This window comes from Micromonospora violae (genome assembly GCF_004217135.1).
Lineage (GTDB): Bacteria > Actinomycetota > Actinomycetes > Mycobacteriales > Micromonosporaceae > Micromonospora > Micromonospora violae.
Window position 1 is genome coordinate 1,492,000 of sequence record NZ_SHKK01000001.1, and the last position, 18,511, is coordinate 1,510,510.

At 72.7% G+C, this 18,511-nt stretch carries 21 protein-coding genes; 8 read left to right on the top strand and 13 right to left on the bottom strand.

Annotation, left to right across the window (positions count from 1 at the left end):
• Positions 1-9 precede the first annotated feature (9 nt).
• Together EV382_RS06565 and EV382_RS06570 are read right to left on the bottom strand one after the other, a co-directional pair.
• Positions 10-375, bottom strand: a complete 366-nt coding sequence (locus EV382_RS06565) for a hypothetical protein (RefSeq protein WP_130400700.1) — start codon at positions 373-375, stop codon at positions 10-12.
• 121 nt (positions 376-496) lie between these two features.
• Complete coding sequence (locus tag EV382_RS06570) at positions 497-967, bottom strand: VOC family protein (protein ID WP_208758326.1); 471 nt, start codon at positions 965-967, stop codon at positions 497-499.
• A gap of 61 nt (positions 968-1,028) precedes the next feature.
• On the opposite strand from EV382_RS06570, the gene EV382_RS06575 reads away from it, so the two are divergent.
• Complete coding sequence (locus EV382_RS06575) at positions 1,029-2,006, top strand: helix-turn-helix transcriptional regulator (protein WP_130400702.1); 978 nt, start codon at positions 1,029-1,031, stop codon at positions 2,004-2,006.
• Here EV382_RS06575 and EV382_RS06580 read toward each other — a convergent pair.
• From EV382_RS06580 to EV382_RS06600, 4 genes are all read right to left on the bottom strand, one after another.
• The gene (locus EV382_RS06580) at positions 1,898-2,500 is read right to left on the bottom strand and encodes a GNAT family N-acetyltransferase (RefSeq protein WP_244236574.1); all 603 of its coding nucleotides are present in this window, start codon (positions 2,498-2,500) and stop codon (positions 1,898-1,900) included. The two genes, EV382_RS06575 and EV382_RS06580, sit on opposite strands and share 109 nt — an antisense overlap.
• Complete coding sequence (locus EV382_RS06585) at positions 2,497-3,021, bottom strand: GNAT family N-acetyltransferase (protein WP_130400703.1); 525 nt, start codon at positions 3,019-3,021, stop codon at positions 2,497-2,499. Before EV382_RS06585 ends, EV382_RS06580 begins: the two co-directional genes overlap by 4 nt.
• 445 nt (positions 3,022-3,466) lie before the next feature.
• The gene (locus EV382_RS06595; protein ID WP_130400704.1) at positions 3,467-5,041 is read right to left on the bottom strand and encodes an FMN-binding glutamate synthase family protein; all 1,575 of its coding nucleotides are present in this window, start codon (positions 5,039-5,041) and stop codon (positions 3,467-3,469) included.
• A gap of 88 nt (positions 5,042-5,129) precedes the next feature.
• Positions 5,130-6,260 (bottom strand): peptidoglycan recognition protein family protein, encoded by a 1,131-nt coding sequence (locus EV382_RS06600; protein ID WP_130400705.1) that lies wholly within the window; start codon positions 6,258-6,260, stop codon positions 5,130-5,132.
• Between the two features lie 186 nt (positions 6,261-6,446).
• On the opposite strand from EV382_RS06600, the gene EV382_RS06605 reads away from it, so the two are divergent.
• From EV382_RS06605 to EV382_RS06620, 4 genes are all read left to right on the top strand, one after another.
• On the top strand, positions 6,447-6,917 hold the full coding sequence (locus EV382_RS06605; protein WP_130400706.1) for a DIP1984 family protein: 471 nt from the start codon (positions 6,447-6,449) through the stop codon (positions 6,915-6,917).
• Between the two features lie 251 nt (positions 6,918-7,168).
• Positions 7,169-8,227: an IS110 family RNA-guided transposase gene (locus EV382_RS06610; RefSeq protein ID WP_130400442.1), complete on the top strand. Its 1,059-nt coding sequence runs from the start codon at positions 7,169-7,171 to the stop codon at positions 8,225-8,227.
• 360 nt (positions 8,228-8,587) lie between these two features.
• The gene (locus EV382_RS06615) at positions 8,588-9,553 is read left to right on the top strand and encodes a mechanosensitive ion channel family protein (protein WP_130400707.1); all 966 of its coding nucleotides are present in this window, start codon (positions 8,588-8,590) and stop codon (positions 9,551-9,553) included.
• 207 nt (positions 9,554-9,760) lie between these two features.
• On the top strand, positions 9,761-11,014 hold the full coding sequence (locus EV382_RS06620) for an MFS transporter (RefSeq protein WP_130400708.1): 1,254 nt from the start codon (positions 9,761-9,763) through the stop codon (positions 11,012-11,014).
• A gap of 35 nt (positions 11,015-11,049) precedes the next feature.
• On the opposite strand, the gene EV382_RS06625 is transcribed toward EV382_RS06620, so the two are convergent.
• The gene (locus tag EV382_RS06625) at positions 11,050-11,436 is read right to left on the bottom strand and encodes a VOC family protein (RefSeq protein ID WP_130400709.1); all 387 of its coding nucleotides are present in this window, start codon (positions 11,434-11,436) and stop codon (positions 11,050-11,052) included.
• A 24-nt stretch (positions 11,437-11,460) separates the two neighbouring features.
• A complete protein-coding gene (locus EV382_RS06630; RefSeq protein ID WP_130400710.1) occupies positions 11,461-11,877 on the bottom strand; it encodes a YchJ family protein in 417 nt (138 codons plus the stop codon).
• 105 nt (positions 11,878-11,982) lie between these two features.
• Here EV382_RS06630 and EV382_RS06635 point away from each other — a divergent pair, with 105 nt between their 5' ends.
• On the top strand, positions 11,983-12,693 hold the full coding sequence (locus EV382_RS06635) for an MBL fold metallo-hydrolase (RefSeq protein WP_130400711.1): 711 nt from the start codon (positions 11,983-11,985) through the stop codon (positions 12,691-12,693).
• 19 nt (positions 12,694-12,712) lie between these two features.
• Here EV382_RS06635 and EV382_RS06640 read toward each other — a convergent pair whose 3' ends face one another.
• From EV382_RS06640 to EV382_RS06650, 3 genes are all read right to left on the bottom strand, one after another.
• Positions 12,713-13,813, bottom strand: a complete 1,101-nt coding sequence (locus tag EV382_RS06640; protein ID WP_130400712.1) for a magnesium and cobalt transport protein CorA — start codon at positions 13,811-13,813, stop codon at positions 12,713-12,715.
• Between the two features lie 99 nt (positions 13,814-13,912).
• Positions 13,913-14,524, bottom strand: a complete 612-nt coding sequence (locus tag EV382_RS06645) for a class F sortase (protein WP_130400713.1) — start codon at positions 14,522-14,524, stop codon at positions 13,913-13,915.
• 86 nt (positions 14,525-14,610) lie between these two features.
• A complete protein-coding gene (locus EV382_RS06650) occupies positions 14,611-15,096 on the bottom strand; it encodes a hypothetical protein (RefSeq protein ID WP_130400714.1) in 486 nt (161 codons plus the stop codon).
• A 319-nt stretch (positions 15,097-15,415) separates the two neighbouring features.
• On the opposite strand from EV382_RS06650, the gene EV382_RS06655 reads away from it, so the two are divergent.
• A complete protein-coding gene (locus EV382_RS06655) occupies positions 15,416-16,699 on the top strand; it encodes a lycopene cyclase family protein (RefSeq protein WP_208758327.1) in 1,284 nt (427 codons plus the stop codon).
• A gap of 10 nt (positions 16,700-16,709) precedes the next feature.
• The gene (gene rnhA, locus EV382_RS06660) at positions 16,710-17,183 is read left to right on the top strand and encodes a ribonuclease HI (RefSeq protein WP_030491933.1); all 474 of its coding nucleotides are present in this window, start codon (positions 16,710-16,712) and stop codon (positions 17,181-17,183) included.
• Between the two features lie 7 nt (positions 17,184-17,190).
• Here the strand turns inward: rnhA and EV382_RS06665 are convergent, their stop codons facing one another.
• Positions 17,191-17,427 carry a preprotein translocase YidC gene (locus EV382_RS06665; protein ID WP_130400716.1) on the bottom strand — a complete coding sequence of 79 codons (237 nt, stop codon included), beginning with the start codon at positions 17,425-17,427 and terminating at the stop codon, positions 17,191-17,193.
• Between the two features lie 72 nt (positions 17,428-17,499).
• Positions 17,500-18,387: a pentapeptide repeat-containing protein gene (locus EV382_RS06670; protein ID WP_244236576.1), complete on the bottom strand. Its 888-nt coding sequence runs from the start codon at positions 18,385-18,387 to the stop codon at positions 17,500-17,502.
• Positions 18,388-18,511: the final 124 nt, after the last annotated feature.

The window sequence follows — 18,511 nt, forward strand, 5'->3', positions numbered from 1 at the left end:
GGCCCGCCGTCACGCCGCGGAGGCGGCCTTCGATCCCCGATGCGAGGCCACCGGGCCAGCGTTCCAACCCCACCGGGGGGCCGGTACCGCGGCATCGCGGCGTCCGTCCGTGTCGACGTCGTCGCTGTCGGTTCCGTCGATGGTCAGCTCGACCGCGGTGGGTGTGTTGCGGGCCAGTCGCAGCGAGTGCTCGGCGCCGGTACGGGCCGTGCACGGCCAGGACTGCCCGACGCACTGAAGGTTGCGGCACCGTCCCTCGTCGTCCGGCTCGTGGGCGCTCAGCACGTCGATCGCCAACTGCCAGAGCAGCGGGTCCGTCACGTCGTGCGGGCGCTCGACGGTGCGGCTTGGTCGGTTGCTGGTGTCGTCGGACATCGTGGCCCCCCTCGTCAGGCTGTTCCCCCCAAGGGTCACCCGTCAGCCGCCGGCTAAACCGCCGACCTGCTGTGATGTGTCGCTGGTCGCAGCTTGGCCGTGGACGCCGCACGCGTATCGGTCAGTCGAGGCAGAACTCGTTGCCCTCGGGGTCGGCCATGACGAGATGACCGGCGCCCAACGGGGGAGTGGGCTCGTGCCGACTGAGCCGCTTGGCGCCGTGCGAGACGAGCCGTTCGGCCTCCGCCTCCAGGGCCGCCATCCGCTCGTCACCCGCCAGCCCGGGGGCCGCGCGTACGTCGAGGTGGACCCTGTTCTTCACCTTCTTGTGCTCCGGGACGCGCTGGAAGAACAGCCGTGGTCGCGAGCCCTCGGGGTCGACGACCGCCGACGCGTCGTTGCGGTTCTCCGGCGGCACACCCATCGCTTCCAGCGCCTGGTCCCAGGACTCGAAGTCGCCGGGTGGGGCCTGCACCTGGTACCCCAGCGCCTCGGCCCAGAACGTCGCCAATCCGGCGGGGTCGGCGCAGTCGAACGTGATCTGGACGTCGCGGGTCACGGCGGATCCTTCTTCCCTGCTCTGGTCGGTCATGATCCCAGCCTCTCGCGGATAGCGGACAGGATCGTTCCGCTATCCGTGCAACGATCGACGAGTGACCGTCGAGACGACGACCGAGCGGGTGCTGCGCCTGCTGGCGCTGCTGCAACGACGGCTGTCCTGGACGGCCGCCGAGCTCGCCGCCGAGCTGGGGGTCACCGGTCGTTGCGTGCGCCGGGACGTGCAGCGTCTGCGGACGCTCGGCTATCCCGTGCACGCGGTGTCGGGCGTCGGCGGCGGCTACCAACTCGGTGCGGGCACCCGGCTGCCGCCGTTGCTCCTCGACGACGAGGAGGCGATCGCCACGGCGGTGTCGCTACGGCTGGCCTCCGGGGGCACGGTCGCCGGGGCGGGCGAGGCGGCGCTGCGGGCTCTCGCGAAGCTCGATCAGGTGATGCCGTCCCGGCTTCGCGCCGAGGTGCGGGCGGTGCACGGCGCCACCGACACCCTCATCGGCCCGGTCGCCGAGATCGACGGGGAGCTGCTGGTGACCCTGGCCCGGGCCTGTCGAGACGGGGTCCGCGTCCGGTTCCACTACCCCGACCGGGGTGCGGGGGAGCGGGAGCGCAGGGTCGAGCCGATCCGGATGGTCACGACCGGCCGCCGCTGGTATCTGATGGCCTGGGACGTCGACCGCGACGACTGGCGTACGTTCCGGCTGGACCGGATGCGAGCCGCGACGGCCACGACCTGGCGTTTCCCGGTCCGCGAGCACCCGGATCCGGTCGTCTTCGTGCAGCGGTCGGTGACCGGCGCGCCGTACCGGTACCTGGCCCGGGTGCGGGTGCACGCCCCGGCCGACCGAGTGCGCGAGGTGGTTCCGCCGCAGGTGGGGCAGGTCGAGGACGACGGCGACGGCTGGTCGGTGCTGGCCGTCGGGGGCGACAGCCTGGACTGGCTCGCCGCGCACCTCGCCCGCCTGGATCACGAGGTGGAGGTGCTGGAGCCCCCTGAGCTGCGCGAGGCCGCGGGCCGGCTCGCCCGTCGCCTCGCGGTGCTGGCCGGTGTGCCGTCGGAACCCGGCGCGCGGTGACGCAGCGTGTAGTGGCGCAGCGACACCGCGCTGCCGTCGGGCGCCGCCCACGGTGCCGTGCTGGTGCCGATGCATCGCCAGCCGGTGCGCTCGTACAGCGCGGCGGCCGCCACACCACCGGCGGCCACCTCCAACACCAGGTCGACCCCCCGCTCGTTCGCCCACTTCCGGGCTCGGCCCAGCAACGCGCCGCCGAGCGCCAACCCACGGGCCCTCGGCGCCACGAAGAGACGGGCCACCTCGGCTGTCGGTCGGCCGGGCGGCCCACCCACCTGGTTGGGGATCCGATGCACCGCGATGTGTCCGACAATTCCGGCGTCGGCGTCGGCGTCGACAGCCACCCAGGCCCGCGCCGGGTGCGGCTCGCGTAGCCAGCGGTGCGGGTCGGCAGGCCAGTTCAGCGGGTACCGGTCGACCCGGTGCACCTCGGCGAGCGCCGCGACGCATCCGTCGAGATCGGTGGCGCGGCGGCGCCGAATGCGCGGTGGGATCACAGGTCGTCGAACGGACGGGGGTAGCGGAACTCGCCGCGAATCGACTCCCGCCACGCGGTCAGCGGCCGAGCCATGAAGTACTGCGGCCCCCACGGCTGCGGCGGGGTGACGCCCAGCTCGACGGCGGGCCGGAACCCGAAGCGCGGGTAGTAGTCGGGGTGCCCGAGCAGCACCACCAGCGGTTCGTCCCGCGCCTCGGCGGCGCCGAGCACCGCGTGCATCAACGCGCTGCCGACCCCACGGCGTTGCCAGTCGGGCAGCACACCGAGCGGGCCCAGGCCCAGCGCCACCGGCGCACCGGCCACCAGGCTGCGGGTGGCCACCACATGCCCCACCACCTGGCCGTCCGAATCGGTCGCCACCAGGGAGTACGCGGGCAGCCAGCCTTCGTCGGCGCGCAGCGCGTCGACAAGCGTCGCCTCGACCGGTGTGCCCGGACCACCGTCGGCCTTGGCGAAGGCGGCGGAGTGCACCGCCCGGATGGCGTCGACGTCGGCGGGTGTCTCGCGTCTGATCAGCACCGCGCCACCATAGACGCGGTGAGTCGCCGGCTCCACGCGTTTATCGCCGGCACCGATCTGCCGACGGTCGCGTCCTTCGGACGACGGTGCAACGGCGATGGTTGTGCCCGGCAGTCGTGGTGGCCGACGGTCGTCGTGACTGGCGGTCGTGGCGGCTGGCGGTCGTGGTGGCTGCCGGTCGTGGTTGGTGCCGGTCGTGGTGCGCGGGCGGGCCGCACTTCGGGGACATGGCGGGGAAACGGTTGATGTCTGTGAGTCATCAAGATGCCACCGAGTCATCAAGCTCTCCGCGATCCGCGATCCGCGATCCGCGATCCGCGATCCGCGATCCGCGATCCGCGATCCGCGATCCGCGATCCGCGATCCGCGATCCGCGATCCGCGATCCGCGATCCGCGATCCGCGATCCGCGATCCGCGATCCGCGCTGGCTGGGTGGCCGTGGCCTCAGCCGACGGCGGTGGCGGAGGGCGGGGCGCTGCCGCCCCGGGGTCCTTCCGGGACCATCAGCTGGATGATCTCCGCCTGGTCGGCGGGGGAGGGCAGCCCCCATTCGGGCCGGTAGCCGTACACCTGGTGCAGTGGGGTGGAGCCGGTGCGGCCGTCGAGGATCTCCACGGCGTCGGTCCCGATCAGGCCGGGGTGTTCGACGCCGCAGGCCTCGGCGACCTTGGTCAGGTCCCGGCGCAGCGTGCGCAGGTAGTTTGCCGCCCGGATCGACTTCGACGTCGGGTCCAGGCCCCGGGCGAGCCACGCGTTCTGGGTGGCGACGCCGGTCGGGCAGGTGTCGGTGTGGCACTTCTGCGCCTGGACGCAGCCGATCGACAGCATCGCCTCCCGACCGACGTTGACCAGGTCGCAGCCGAGCGCGAACGCCACGATGGCGTTGTCGGGAAGGCCGAGTTTGCCGCCGCCGACGAAGACCACCCGCTCGTGCAGGTCGTGCTCGGCGAAGATCTTGTACACCCGGGAGAAGCCCTGCTGGAACGGGAGCGACACGGAGTCGGTGAAGATCAGTGGTGCGGCGCCGGTGCCGCCCTCGCCCCCGTCGATCGTCACGAAGTCCACCCCCCGGCCGGTGTCGCGCATCAGGGTGGCCAGCTCCTGCCAGAAGCCCAGGTCACCGACGGCCGACTTGATGCCGACCGGCAGGCCCGTCTCGGCGGCCAGCAACTCCACCCAGTCGAGGAGGCTGTCGCAGTCGGAGAACTCGGCGTGCCGCGACGGGCTGACACAGTCCTGACCGGCCGGGATGCCCCGGGTGGCGGCGATCTCGGCGGACACCTTCGCCCCGGGCAGCAGCCCACCGAGGCTCGGCTTGGCGCCCTGACTCAGCTTGATCTCCAACGCCCGGACCGGTGCGCCGGCGACCAGGCTCTTCAGCCGGTCGAGGCTGAACCGGCCGTGCTCGTCGCGGCAGCCGAAGTAGGCGGTGCCGAGTTGGAAGACCAGCTCACCGCCGTTGCGGTGGTACGGCGACAGGCCGCCCTCGCCGGTGTTCTGCAGGCAGCCGGCGAGGGCCGCGCCCTTGTTGAGCGCCGTGATGGCGTTGCCGGAGAGCGAGCCGAAGCTCATCCCGGAGATGTTGACGACCGACTCCGGCCGGAACGCGCGGGCCCGTCCCCGCGCCGCACCGAGGACCTTCGCGCAGGGCAACCGTACGTCGTGCCCGGCGGTCGGCGACGACGGCGGCACCGCACGACCGAACGTGCGGTGCTTGATGATCGGGTACCCGGGGGTGTACTCGATGTCGTTGTCCGTGCCGAAGCCGAAGTAGTTGTTCTCCTGCTTGGCGGACGCGTACACCCAGCGGCGTTGGTCGCGGGTGAACGGCCGCTCCTCGTTGTTGCCGGCCACGATGTACTGCCGAAGCTCCGGCCCGATCGTCTCCAACAGGTAGCGGGCGCGGCCGAGCACCGGGAAGTTACGCAGCAGCGCGTGGTCGCGCTGGATCAGGTCCCGCGCGGCGAGCGCCGCGACGGCGGCGGCGACAGCGGGTACGGCTCGACGGACCCAGGTCATGCCGGAACTCTTTCCGCCCCGGCGACCGGTCAAACCGGTGCGCCGGCTGGTGGCGGTGCGGGTGCGCCCCCGCACCGCCACGACGGGCTCAGCGGTGCCGGAACGACTCGCGGACCGACCCGCCGACGATCGTGCACCACGTGCTCGTGCTGAGCTTGCCGTTGCGGGGCAGCCCGTGCAGCGCCTGGAGCTCCTGCACCGCCGTCCGGGTGGCGTGGTCGTACGCGCCGGTGACGGTGACCGCGTACCCCTTGGTGGCGAGGATTTCCTGCACGGCCGTGACCGGCGCTCCGCTGGCGTGCTGGTTCAACTCCGGTGCCAGCGTCTCCCAGGTCGGCGTGGTGAGCGTGGCGTCCACGTCCACCGCGATGCCGTTGCGGGCCTGCCAGTCCTGCACGGCGGTGACGGTCGCGGCGTCGAAGGTGCCGCTGACGGTCACCGGGTAGCCCCGGTAGGCGAGCAGGTGCTGCACCACCCGCACGGAGGGGGAGTTGACGAAACGCCACAGGTCCGGCCAGCGGCGCGCCGGCACGTCACCGAGCTTGGTGCCGAGGGCGGCGTGCACGCGTCGCCGCAGTTCGGGGAACTGTCGGTAGAAGGCGGCACCCGGGCATTCGGTGGTGCGGAAGTCCCAGTGGCCGAAGATGTCGTGCGCGTGCAACCCGTACTGGCGGCAGATCGCGACGCAGAGCTTGACCAGCGAGTCGGTCAACGCCTTCGGCGGCGTCTCGGTGACGTAGGTGCCCTCGTTCTCGATGCCGATGGCCCGGCCGTTCTCACCCGGACAGTGCGCCGAGATCATCTGCCGGTCGCCGGCTTCCAGCCGCTCCAGGCTGCCCCGGCGACCCTCCAGCACGTAGCCGCCGCGGCTCACCGTGAAGTGCTGGCCGGTGTCCGACCAACCGTTGCCGTCGATGTGTAGGTCCTGGCAGTCGTGGGCCAGCTTGACGGCCTGCTCGCGGGAGTAGTCGGTGACGTTCGGGAACGCCATGTGGTGCACGATGATCTTGTTGGTGGCGGTGGCGCTCACCGACAGCGGGTCCATCGGTGGGCGGGCGCCCCACTCGTCACAGCTGATGATCCAGTCCAGGTCGGTGCCCGGGGCGGCCTGCGCCGCGCGCGGGAACGCGAGTTCGCTCCCGACGACGGCGACCGTGGCGGCGCCGAGACCGGCCCGCAGCAGCGTCCGGCGATCCACTTCGGAATGGTCGACGTGCATTGCATCTCCTCCTGCGGCCGACGGCGGGGGGATGAAAAGTAGCTCCAGTGGCCGCACGCACTCCGGAGAATATTGCCAAGACTCGCCCGCGCGCTAGAGGGCGTCCGAGCCCGACGGGCGACCGGAAAACCGGTCGGCCAAAAGATCAACCTTCCGCTAACCTGGCCACTGACCCGGGGGTGGAAGATGAAACTTGGTGAGGCGCTGGCAGAACGCGCCGAGGCGGCACGACGGGTCGAGCAGCTACGGACCCGGATCAACGGCAGCGCCCGGTACCAGGAGGGCGAGCTGCCGCCGGAGGACGCCGCGGTGCTCCTGACCGAACTGGACCAGATCCTCGACCACCTGGAGTCACTGATCCGGCGCATCAACCGGACCAACGCCGCGGTGCCGGTCGACGACCTCGGCACACTCACCGACGCGTTGGCCCGGCGGGACATCCTGCGACTGCGGCACGCCGCCATCACGGCGGCCGCCGACGCCGCCGCCGGCAGCGGACGCGGCCACGTGACCCGGCAGCTCCGCTCCGAGCTGAAGATGCTCGCCGGCTTGCCGGTCGCCGAGCTTCGGGAGCGTGCCGACCGACTCGCCGGGGAGCTCCGGCAACTCGAGGTGCAGATTCAGCGCACCAACTGGGAGGCTGACCTGCTGGACTGACTGTGAGCATGGCGGGGTCGGTTCAGCAGTGGTGAGCTGATAGCTGGCAGCGGTGGGCGTGACTCTTGGCCTGACTGGCTTCGTGCCCTTGACCGGACTTGTCCGTCTGCTGCTGCCGGCGCCGGCCCGGCGGGAGACGTTTGGCCTGATCAGGAGCTTGACCGCCAGTTAGCGGCTGGCGTGTCTCATCACAGTCCTGCCATCTCCGCACCGGACCGGACCATTGCGTCCCCACGGTGAGGAGAGAACGCATGTCCATGCTGGCAGACGTGGTCGAGGTCGTCATCGGTGTCGACACCCACAAAGACACCCACACCGCCGCCGTGCTCGACTCCCGCACGGGCGGAGTGCTGGCCCGTGTCACGGTCAGCACCGACCCGGACGGCTACGCACAGTTGGTGGCTCTAGCCGGACAGCATTCGGGGCTGCGGGCCTGGGCTCTCGAGGGCTCCGGCGGTTACGGCGCTGGCTTGGCCCGGCACCTGGCCGATAGTGGTGAGCTGGTCGTCGAATTGGACCGGCCGCAGCGCCCAGCCCGTCGTGCCGGGGCGAAGTCCGACCCGATCGACGCCGAACGCGCCGCCCGTGACGCCCTGGCCCGCACGCGGCTGGCGCAGCCCAAGACCGGCGCGCAACGCGCAGCGCTGCAGGTGCGGCTGACCGCCCGCCGAGCGGCCGTGGAGGCCAGCGCTGATGCCCAACGGCAGCTGCACGCGTTGGTGATCACCGCTCCGGAGGTGGTGCGAGCCCGCTTCCGCGGCCAGAGCACCCGGGTCATGCTTACCACCGCCACCCGACTACGCCCCACCACCAGCGCCGATGTCGACGTGTTCACCTGCCTGAGCGTATTGCGGGACCTCGCCCGCCGCGTCCGCTTCCTCGAAGCCGAAGCCGCCGCACACGAAAAAGCGATCCGAGCGATCGTCCGCTCCTGGCGCCCGGACCTGCTCGACCTCACCGGCGTCGGACCGATCGTCGCCGCCACCGTGCTCACCGCCTGGTCGCACCCCGGACGCTGCCGCAACGACGCCGCGTTCGCCATGCTCGCTGGCGCCGCGCCGATCCCCGCATCGTCCGGCAAGACCGTCCGTTACCGGCTCAACCGCTCAGGCGACCGCCAACTCAACCGCGCCCTACACACCATCGTCCTGACCCGTTTGCAACGCGACGAGGACACCCGCGCCTACGCCGAGCGCCGCCGCGCCGAAGGCAAAACCGACCGCGAGATCAAACGCTGCCTCAAACGCTACGTCGCCCGAGACCTCTACCGGCGCCTCGAAAACCCTCCCCAGCCACTTGACGCGTCATAGGAGCGTCCAACTCCAGCACCGATGTGGAGCAGGTAGCCGTCGTGGGGGCGTGTACACACAGGGCCGGGCTGTAACCCCGGCACCCTTCTTGGCGCGCGGTGGGCAGCGCGGGGTTCGACTCCCCAGGCACGACGCAGCCCAGCACCGAGGACAGGTAACACCGCAGCACGTACACCACATCACCACGTACAGGTCCACGACGGCGAGGGCGGGTTCGGGGCACTCCACATCCGCGATCGCGTGCTGGTCGCTCACCAGCACCCGCTGGCGCGGGTGACAGTGCCTGCTCGGCGTTTCCGCGCGTCGGGTCGGGGGTAGGTCCGGGGCTGACCGTTCCGGCTGCCCTTAAGGAATGACCAGATGAGTGACAACGTCAGCGACGCGGTGGGCGACGCTCTCCGCTCGGTGATGCTCTTCCTGCCCAAGGCCGTCGCCTTCCTGGCGATCCTGGTGGCCGGATGGCTGATCGCCAAGGCCGTGCTGAAGATCGTGGAGAAGGTCCTCGAACGGGTGGGCTTCGACCGCGCCGTCGAACGCGGCGGCATCCGCCGCGCGTTGAGCCGCTCCCGGTACGACGCCAGCGACATCGTCGCGAAGCTCGCCTACTACGCGGTGCTGCTGTTCACCCTCCAGCTCGCCTTCGGCATCTGGGGGCCGAACCCGATCTCCGACCTGCTCGGCGCGGTGATCTCGTGGCTGCCCCGGGCCTTCGTCGCGATCGTCATCGTCGTGGTGGCAGCCGCCATCGCCAACGCGGTCAAGGACATCATCAGCGGCGCGCTCGGCGGCCTGTCGTACGGCCGGGTGCTGGCCACCATCGCCTCGGTGTTCATCCTCGGCCTCGGCGTCATCGCCGCGCTGAACCAGATCGGGGTGGCCACCGCGGTCACCACCCCCGTGCTGATCGCCGTGCTGGCCACGATCGGCGGCATCCTCGTCGTCGGTGTCGGCGGCGGCCTGATCCGTCCGATGCAGAGCCGTTGGGAGTCGTGGCTGACCCGCGCCGAGCGGGAGTCGCAGTTGATCGCCGAGCACGCCCAGGCGTACCGGGCCGGTCGCCGTGACGCCGAGGCCGAACTGGCCCGCGCGTCGGCCCCCACCAGCGACCCGGAGGCCACCCAGGTGGTGACCCGGCCCGCCGACACCGACGCCACCCAGGTCGTGCGCTTCCCGGTCAGCTCGGACGCCACGCAGGTGGTGGGCGCCGGTGCCGACCCCGACGCGACCCAGGTGGTCACCGGCGGTACCGACCGCGCGGTGCCCGGGCAGCGCAACAGCGACGACAGCGAGACCACCACTGTCATTCCGCCGGTCGACCGGCGCTGACATCCGGCGTTACGGCGGGGCGGGATCGACCTGATCCCGCCCCGCATCGCGTTCTCCGGCCGCCGAATGCGTTGGCCGCGGCCGCGCCGGTTGTCTAGCATCGCGGACATGACCTGGCGACATTGATCCAGCGGCGTAGGCCGATCCCGTGGGCCACCACGGTCACCGCACATCCGGTGTCCGTCTCCGCTCCCACGGGAAGGCCCCATGATCCCCATCGCTTCGCGCGTGCCCGACCCGGCGGTCCGTCGGCTGACGGCGACCCTCTACGGGTACGCGTTCCTCAGTGACCTCGTCCTGCTCTACCCGCTGTACGTGGTGTTCTTCGCCGACACCGGGCTGTCGGTGGGGCAGATCGCCTCGCTCTTCGTCGTCTGGTCCGCCGCCGGCATCGTGTTCGAGGTGCCCTCCGGCGCCTGGGCCGACGTGGTGTCCCGCCGGCTGCTGCTCAGCCTCGCCCCGCTGGTGACCGCCGCCGGGTTCGCGCTCTGGGTGCTGGTGCCGTCGTACCCGGCGTTCGCGCTCGGTTTCCTGCTCTGGGGCGCCGGTGGCGCACTGGTCTCCGGTGCCCTGGAGGCGCTGGTCTGGACCGAACTGGACCGGCTCGGCGCGGTCGACCGGTACGCCCGGGTGCTCGGGCGGGCGCGCACGGCCGGGGTGCTGGGTGTGGTGGTCTCCGGGGTGCTCGCCGGCCCGGTACTCACCGTCGGTGGGTACCCGACGGTCGGCGCGGCCAGCGTGCTCGCCGGCCTGCTCGCCGCCCTCGTCGCCACCCGGTTCCCGGAGCACCGGATTCCGGCGGCGGTGCCGCCCGCAGGCCCGGACGACGAGGGTGACCCGGGGTGGTGGGGCACGCTGCGGGCCGGAGTCTCGCAGGTCCGCACCCGCCCGCCGGTACGGTCGGCCGTGCTGCTGGTGGCCGTGGTCGCCGCCGACTGGGGCGCGCTGGACGAGTACACCCCGCTGCTCGCCCTGGACACCGGCGTCGGAGCGCAGGCCGTGCCCCTGCTGCTCCTGCTGCTCTGGGCCGGAGTGACCGTCGGCGGGCTGCTCGCCCCGGCGGGGGAGCGGCTGGGCAGCCGCGGGTACGCCGCGCTGCTGGGGCTGGTCGGCGTCGCGCTGGCCGGAGGTGCCCTGCTCCGGCACCCGGCGGGATTCGTGCTGCTCGCGGTGGCCTTCGGCGCGGCGCAGCTGGCCACCGTGCTGGCCGACGCGCGACTCCAGGCCCGGATCACCGGCACCAGCCGCGCGACCGTCACCTCGCTGGCCGGGATGGCCACCGACGTGCTGATCATCGTGACGTACGCCGGCTACGGCCTACTCGCCACGGTGGCCGGCAACGCCGTGGCGTTCGCGCTGACCGCCGGGGCGTACCTCGCGGTGGCGCTGGTGCTGCTGACCCGGCGCCGGACGACCATGCCCAGCGGCGTCGCCGCGGCGTCGCCCCAAGGCCGGGACTGACCGGGCCCGGTGGCGGTTGCCACCGGGCCGTGCGGTCAACCCGCCACGTGCAGGAACGACCACTGGTGGCCGTCGAGGTCCCGGAAGCCGCGCATGTACATCGGCCCGTCGGCTGTTCCCGGCCCGAGCGACTCCCCACCGGCGACGGCGGCCTGGTCGACCAGTTCGTCGACCTGGCCGCGGCTCGACGCCGACAGCCCGATGATCACCTCCCGGCTGGTCGCCGTGTCCGGCGTGGCGACCCCGGTGTACGCCTCGAAGCCGGAGCGGAGGTGCAGCACCAGTCGGGTGGTGTCGGAGACGGTGAGCACCATCGTGTCACCGGCCGGCTCGGCCTGGTCGCCGGTGAAGCCGATCGCGCGATAGAACTCGGTGGCGGTGGTCAGGTCGCGCACCGGCAGGTTGATGAAGGTCATGGTCATCGGCGTTCTCCGCCCAAACAGCCGTCAGGGTTGGTCACCATCAACGTAGACCCACCGACCGTCCTCGCGGACGAACCGGCTGTGTTCGGTCAACGTGCCGGGCCGGCCCGCGTCCCGGTAGTGGGCGTGGAACGTGACCGTGCCCGCGGCGTCGAGCAGGCCGCCCCGCTCGGTCTGCATGATCTCCAGTCGGGTCCACCGCTGCCCCGGGTCGAGCTCCAGGGCGGCGGGCCGGGTCGAGGAGTGCCAACTGCGCAGCAGGTAACCGGTGTCACCGAGGGCGAAGGCGCTGAACCGGGAGCGCATCAACGCCTCGGCCGTCGCCGGGGCGTCGCCGGCGTGCGCCGGGGCGCAGCACTCCGCGTACGCCCGGCCGGAGCCGCACGGGCACACCCGTCCCGTCGTCGCGTTCGCCCGCCGACGCCCCGCACCCTTACCCACGGCACTATCCTGCCGCACCCGCCCTGGTCCTGCGGCACCGGCCGGTCAGGCGGGTCGCCGGTCGGTCGACAACGACAGTTGACGATCGTTCCTATACTCGCCGACATGACGCGAGCCCCGGCCGTGCAACTGGCCCCGAACGTCTGGCGCATCCCCACGGTGGGCCGTTCGGCCGTCAACTCGTACGCCTTCGTCGACGACGACGGCAGTGTCACGCTTGTCGACTGCGGGCTGGCCAAGGCGCCGGCCCGGATCGTGCGCGGGCTGGCGGCGATCGGCAAGCTGCCGGCGGACGTGACCCGGATCGTGCTCACCCACGCCCACCCCGATCACGCTGGCGGCGCGGCGGAGTTGGCCCGCCGCACCGGTGCCCCGGTCGCGGCGCACGCCGCCGACGTGCCGTACGCGCAGGCGGGCCGCGCGCCGGTCAGCGACCCGGCCGTGACCGGCGGCCGGCTGTTCGCCCGGCTCAACAGTGGCCGTTTCCCGGCCGTCGAGGTGGCGCAGCCGCTGGCTGACGGGGACCTGCTCGACGTCGGTGGTGGCCTGCGGGTGGTGCACACCCCCGGGCACTCGCCCGGGCACGTGTCGCTGCTGCACGAGCCGACCCGCCTGCTGATCACCGGCGACGCGTTGTTCAACGTGCTCGGCGTCCGCTGGGCGCCGAAGTTGCTGTGCAGCGACTTCCGGCTGACCCAGGAGACCGCGCACGTCCTCGGCGAGCTGGATTACGACCTCGCGGCCTTCACCCATGGCCCGGAGCTGACCGACAAGCCCCGCGACCGCATCCGCGCGTTCCTCTCCGCGCACCGCTGAACACCCCCGTCGGCGGGCCTCACAGCCAGCCGGAGCGACGGAACAGGCGGTACAGGAACAGGGCCGCCGCCGCCATCAGGGTGAGGGCCCCGGCGTAGCCGTAGCGCCAGGCCAGCTCCGGCATGTGGTCGAAGTTCATGCCGTAGATGCCGGCGATGCCGGTCTGGGTGGCCGCGATGGCCGCCCAGGCGGCGATCTTGCGCATGTCGTTGTTCTGCTCGACGGCGAGCTGCGCCAGCCGCGACTGGACGATCGAGGTGAGCAGGTCGTCGTACGCGGCCACCCGATCCACAGCCCGGCTCAGTCGGCCGTCCACGTCGACGAACCAGCGGTGCAGGGCGCGCGGCGGACCGTCGGGTCCGAGCAGGGTACGCATCGGCGCCTGCAACGGCAGGACCGCCCGCTTGAACTCCACCACCTCCCGTTTGAGCTGGTAGATGTGCTGGATGTCGGCCGTGCGGTCGCGGGCGAACACCGCCTCCTCGACCCGTTCCAGGTCGCGTTCCACGTGTCCGGCCACCTCCAGGTAGGAGTCGACCATGCGGGCGCAGACGGCGTACGCCACCGCCCACGGGCCGGCGGCCAGCAGTGCGGGGCGGCGCTCGATGTCGGCGCGGACGCTGCGCAGCGCCCCGGCGGCGCCGTGTCGCACCGTGATGGCGAAGCGGTCACCGAGCAGCACCATGACGTCCCCGGTGTCGATCACCTCGGAGGTGTCGGTCAGCTCATCGTGCTCCACGTATCCGGCGGTGCGCAGGACCAGCAGCGTGACCGGCCCCTGTCGCTGCACGGTGGGCCGGTGCCCGTCGGCGAGCGCCTGTTCGACGGTCAGCTCGTCGAGGCCGAAGGTCTGCCCTACCGCGGCGAGCACGGCCGGGCCGGGGTCATGCAGTCCGAGCCACACGAAGGCGTCGCGGCCGTGCCGCGCCCTGGCGTACGCGTCGGCGTAGTGCGGTCGACCGGGCTCCCGGCGGCCGTTGACGTAGACGGCGCAGTCGACAACGGCGTCCGGGTTGGACCGACGGGGGTTGGGGGAGTCGCCATCGACCCGTCCGAGCAGTCTGCGGGCCAGGGCGCGTACGCCTCGACCGGCCCGGACCCGTACCGGTCGCTGACTCACCGCGTGCCTCCCCGTCGCCGGTGCACCATCTCGATCAGGGGATGGTGCCACCGCATTCTGACGAGCGGGGTCCGCCTCCCGACAGCGGGGCGCTGTGCTTCAGGCAGTGCGGGTGGCGAAGACGACGACGTTGTCGACGTAGTTGCCGGTGGTGGCGTCGAACCGGCCGCCGCAGGTGATCAGGCGCAGCCCGGCGGCGTCCGCCGGGCCGTAGACCAGCGCGGTGGGGAAGTGCTCCTTGGGGTACGCGCGGACGTCGTCCACGGTGAACGTGGCGACCTGCGCGTCGGCGCGGGTGACCTGTACCTGCTGCCCGGCGCGGAGTCGACCGAGGTCGAAGAAGACCGCCGGGCCGGAGGGTGAGTCGACGTGGCCCACCAGGACGGCGTTGCCGGTCTCGCCGGGGCTGACTCCGTGCCGGTACCAACCGGCGAGGGTGGGCCGATCCAGTGGTGGCACCTCCAGCACCCCGGCGGCGTCCGCGCCGACCGGGACGATGTCGGCGCGTACGTCGATCGCGGGGATCCGCACCCGGACCGGCGCGGCGGGTGGCAGCGGGGCCAGGTCCGGTGCGGGGTGGGTGCGGGTCGGGGCGTCGGCCGATGGTCGTGGTGGCCGGGCCGGGTCGGCGGTGAGGCCGACGGTGATCAGCCCGAGCCCGGTCACGCCGAGCAGGGCGACCACGGCCGGTAGGGTCCGCCGCCACCACACCTGGGCACCTCCGCACGGGATTGTCGGGGTGCCCGCACCGGTGTCACCGGCGCGGGCACCCGTCTCAGGGATGGAACGGTCGCCGATCAGGCGACAGTGGACACCGGACGACGCCGGCGGATCAGGATCACCGCGCCGGCGAGGGCGGTGCCGAGCAGCGTGCCGCCGGCGGCGAGAGCGCCGGTGTCGCGGCTGTCGCCCCCGGAGCCGGCCGGCGCGCCGCCGATCGGGGTGACGGTGAACGTGGCGGTGCCGGCCGAGCTGCCGTCGCCGCAGGTCGCCGCCACCGTGTACGTGCCCAGGGTGAATCCGGCGGTGAAGAGTTCGGCGCTGAGCCCGCCGCCGGCGGCGGCCGTGGTGGATCGGACGTTCTGGTCGCGGTTGGGGCCGGTGACCCGGAAGAGGGCGTCACCCGACTTCGGGTTGCAGGTCGTCGCGGTGAGAACGACGGTCCCCCCGACCGGGGTGGTGGCCGGTGACACCGTGGTGTCGGCCAGTGCGGCGCCTGGCAGCAGGAGCGTGCCGAGGCCCACGCCGAGCGCCGCCGAGCAGAGTGCTGTTGAGACCTTCATACGCGTCTTCCCTCACTTTTCGTCCGCTGACTGCGTGGGACGTCGTTCGGGTGGCCAACTCCGTGACGAGCACCGGTGTGCCCAACACTAGGTGGGTTGGGTCCTCGATCAGGTGAAAATGAGAAACCTTCGTTGCCGTCACGTGTCCACCCGAAGGCGGGGAGAGCTGCGGGCTGTCGCCGCTGGGTCGATGGCGAGGTATTGCCGGCGACGGCGCGAATACGCCGCCGGGTCGGTGTGGGCGGGCCTGCGCGGGCCATGGCTCAGCCGGCCTCTGCCGACCGCGCGGCGGGCACGACGGTGTGGCAGCGTGGTCCGGGTGACCGACTCCGCGCCGCTCGACGTCGACCTCGCGCTGCTCGGTGGTGGTGGCGCGGCGTCGTTGCTGCTCGCCGCACTGGACCGGCACGGCGTCCGGGAGTTGCGGATCGCCATCGTCGACCCGGTGCGCCGACGCGGTCAGGACCGCACCTGGGCGTTCTGGGGCCACCCCGACACCGACCTGGACCCGCTGCTCAGCGCGAGCTGGCCGCAGGTCGAGGTGGCGACGGCGGCGCGACGCCGCGTCCTGGACCTCACCCCGCTGCGGTACGCCATGCTCCGCTCCGGCCCGGTCTACGACCGGGCTGCCGAGGCCGAACGTCGCCTCGACGCCACCCGGATCGTCGCGCCCGCGCAGACGGTGCGCGACGACGGCTCCCGGGTGCTGGTGCGCACCGGTGACGGGCGCACCGTACGGGCCGGCTGGGTGCTCGACTCCCGCCCCCGCCCACCGGCGCGAGCGGGGCGAACCACCTGGTTGCAGCACTTCCGTGGCTGGTGGCTGGAGGCTGACCGGCCGGTGTTCGACCCGACCCGTGCGGTGCTGATGGACTTCCGTACCCCGCAGCCGCCCCGGGGCGTCTCCTTCGGGTACGTGCTGCCGGTCAGCGACCGTTACGCCCTGGTCGAGTACACCGAGTTCTCGCCGGACCTGCTCACCGACGCCGGTTACGACGCGGCGCTGGCCGGCTACCGGGATCTGCTCGGGCTGGATCCGGCCGGGCTGCGGGTGCGTGAGGTGGAGAACGGGGTGATTCCGATGACCGACGCGCCGTTTCCGGCGCAGCCCACCCCCCGGGTGGTCCGGCTCGGTACCGCAGGCGGCGCGACCCGCCCCTCCACCGGGTTCACCTTCTCCGCCATGTACCGCCAGGCCGACCAGGTGGCCCGCGCCCTCGCCGCCGGCCGACCGCCGGTGCCCGCGCCGGCGTACCCGCGCCGGCACCGCTGGATGGACGCGGTGGCGCTGCGGGCGCTGGACCGGGGCGGGGTCGGCGGTCCCGAGTTCTTCGACCGGCTCTTCGACCGCAACCCCGCCGAGCGGGTGCTGCGCTTCCTCGACGGCGGCACCACCCCGGCCGAGGAGGTCGCGATCATGAATTCGACCCGGCTGCTGCCGATGATCGCCGCGACCGCCGGTGACGCCGTCCACCGGGTCCGCGACCGGCTGCGCCCGACCCGGCCCGCGCCGGCCATCCCACCCGCGGTGGTGGGCGGGGCTCGGGGCGCGGCTCGGCGCGGCGGCCCCCCGAGCGGGCAGGACGACGTCCGCGCCCGGTAGGTTGCCGGGCATGGTGGACGCGGCGGCCGGTAGGGGCGTGCAGATCTGGACCGACGGGGCGTGCAGTGGCAACCCCGGGCCGGGTGGTTGGGGTGCGCTGCTGCGCTACGGCGATCACGAGCGGGAGCTGTGCGGCGGCGAGGCCACGCCCACCACCAACAACCGGATGGAGCTGATGGCGGCCATCCAGGCGTTGGAGAGCCTGAACCGGCCGGTCACCGTGGAGTTGCACACCGACAGCACGTACGTGCGTAACGGCATCACGAGTTGGCTCGCGTCGTGGAAGCGCAACGGCTGGCGTACCGCCGCGAAGCAGCCGGTGAAGAACGCCGACCTGTGGCAGCGGCTGGAGGCGGCCTGCGAACGGCACGAGGTCACCTGGCTGTGGGTCAAGGGGCACAACGGGCACCCGGAGAACGAGCGCGCCGACGGGCTCGCCAACAAGGGCATGACCGAGGCGCGGGCCGCGCTGACCAGCCGCTGAGGCGGGGTCAGCGGGTCGCGTCGGGGTGCCCCGGCATGGTGGAACCACCACCGCTGCTGCCGGACGAACCCCCGGCGACGCCCGAGTTGTCGGGCTCGGTCACGATGTCCGGCCGGGCGTCGGTGTCCGCCGGTGCGGGGACCTCGGTGTCCGCCTCGACCTGCACCAGTGGCACCTCGCCGGCCTCGTCCTCGCTCTGCTGCGGGTCGCCCGGCTGCTTACCCTGGCGATTTCGGTAGCCCACGCCGTGCCCCCCGTCGATGCCGGTCCGCGTCGGCGCTGGCTACCCGGCGTCGTCCCGGCCGAAACCTTCCGGTCAGCGGCGGCGGCCCCGGCGGGCGGGTGCGGCGGACCGGGCCGGTTGGGGGACCGGGGTGAGCGGCAGCGCCGTCCAGTGCGCCGGCCGGGTGAGCGTCTGCGGTAGCCCGGTGCGCGTGTCACCCCGGGCGGCGTCCAGCTGGGTCTGGTGCAGGAACAGCGTGCGCCGCAGGTCCGCGCCCCGCAGGTCGGCCCCGCGCAGGTCAGCACCGGTGACGTCGGCCAGGCCGAGGTCCGCTCCGCGCAGGTCGGCGCCGATGAGCAGCGCGCCGCGCAGGTTGGCCCGGCGCAGGTCGACGCGGCGCAGGTCCACCCCGAGCAGGTGCGCGCCCCGACGGTCCACACCTCCGGGGGCGCGGGCCGCGTCGCTGGCCCGGGACAGCAGCGGGTTGACCCGGTCCCGATGCCCGGCGACGTCCACCGCGCGAAGCTGCGCCGGGTCACCCTCGGTGAGCGTCAGCGTCTCGGCGCGGGCGCGTTCCAACTCGGCCCGCAGGTCGGCCGGTGGGCGTAGCGCCACCGCCTCGGTGAGGTACCAGAGCAGTTCGTGCAGCGGTCGCAGCACCGCGAACGCCTCCGCCATCGCCGGCAACGTCTCCGGCGCGTCCCGCCAGTCCCGCCCGCCGAAGGTCACCTGGGCGACCTGCTGCCCGGCCCCGAAACAGTCGAACACCGTGCAGCCGGGAAACCCGCGTTGCCGCAGCTCGGTGTGGATGCCGCAGCGGTGGTCGGGGCGCAGGTTGGGGCAGGGCGACCCGGCCGGTTTGTCGATGGCGAAGTCCGAGGACGCGGCGAAGGCGGGCACCACGCAGCACAGCCCGAAGCAGCGTCCGCAGTCGGCGCGCAGCTGCGCCGCCCCGGACGGCGGTGCGGTGGGGTGCGACACGCCGACGGTCCTCCTGGCATCAGGGTGGACCACCATTGTTTCCTGTGCCGAGCCGACCAAGCCGATCGGGGTCACCGTGTGTGCGCGTGGCCGGCCGTCGCGGTGCGGGGTGGTCAGCGCCACC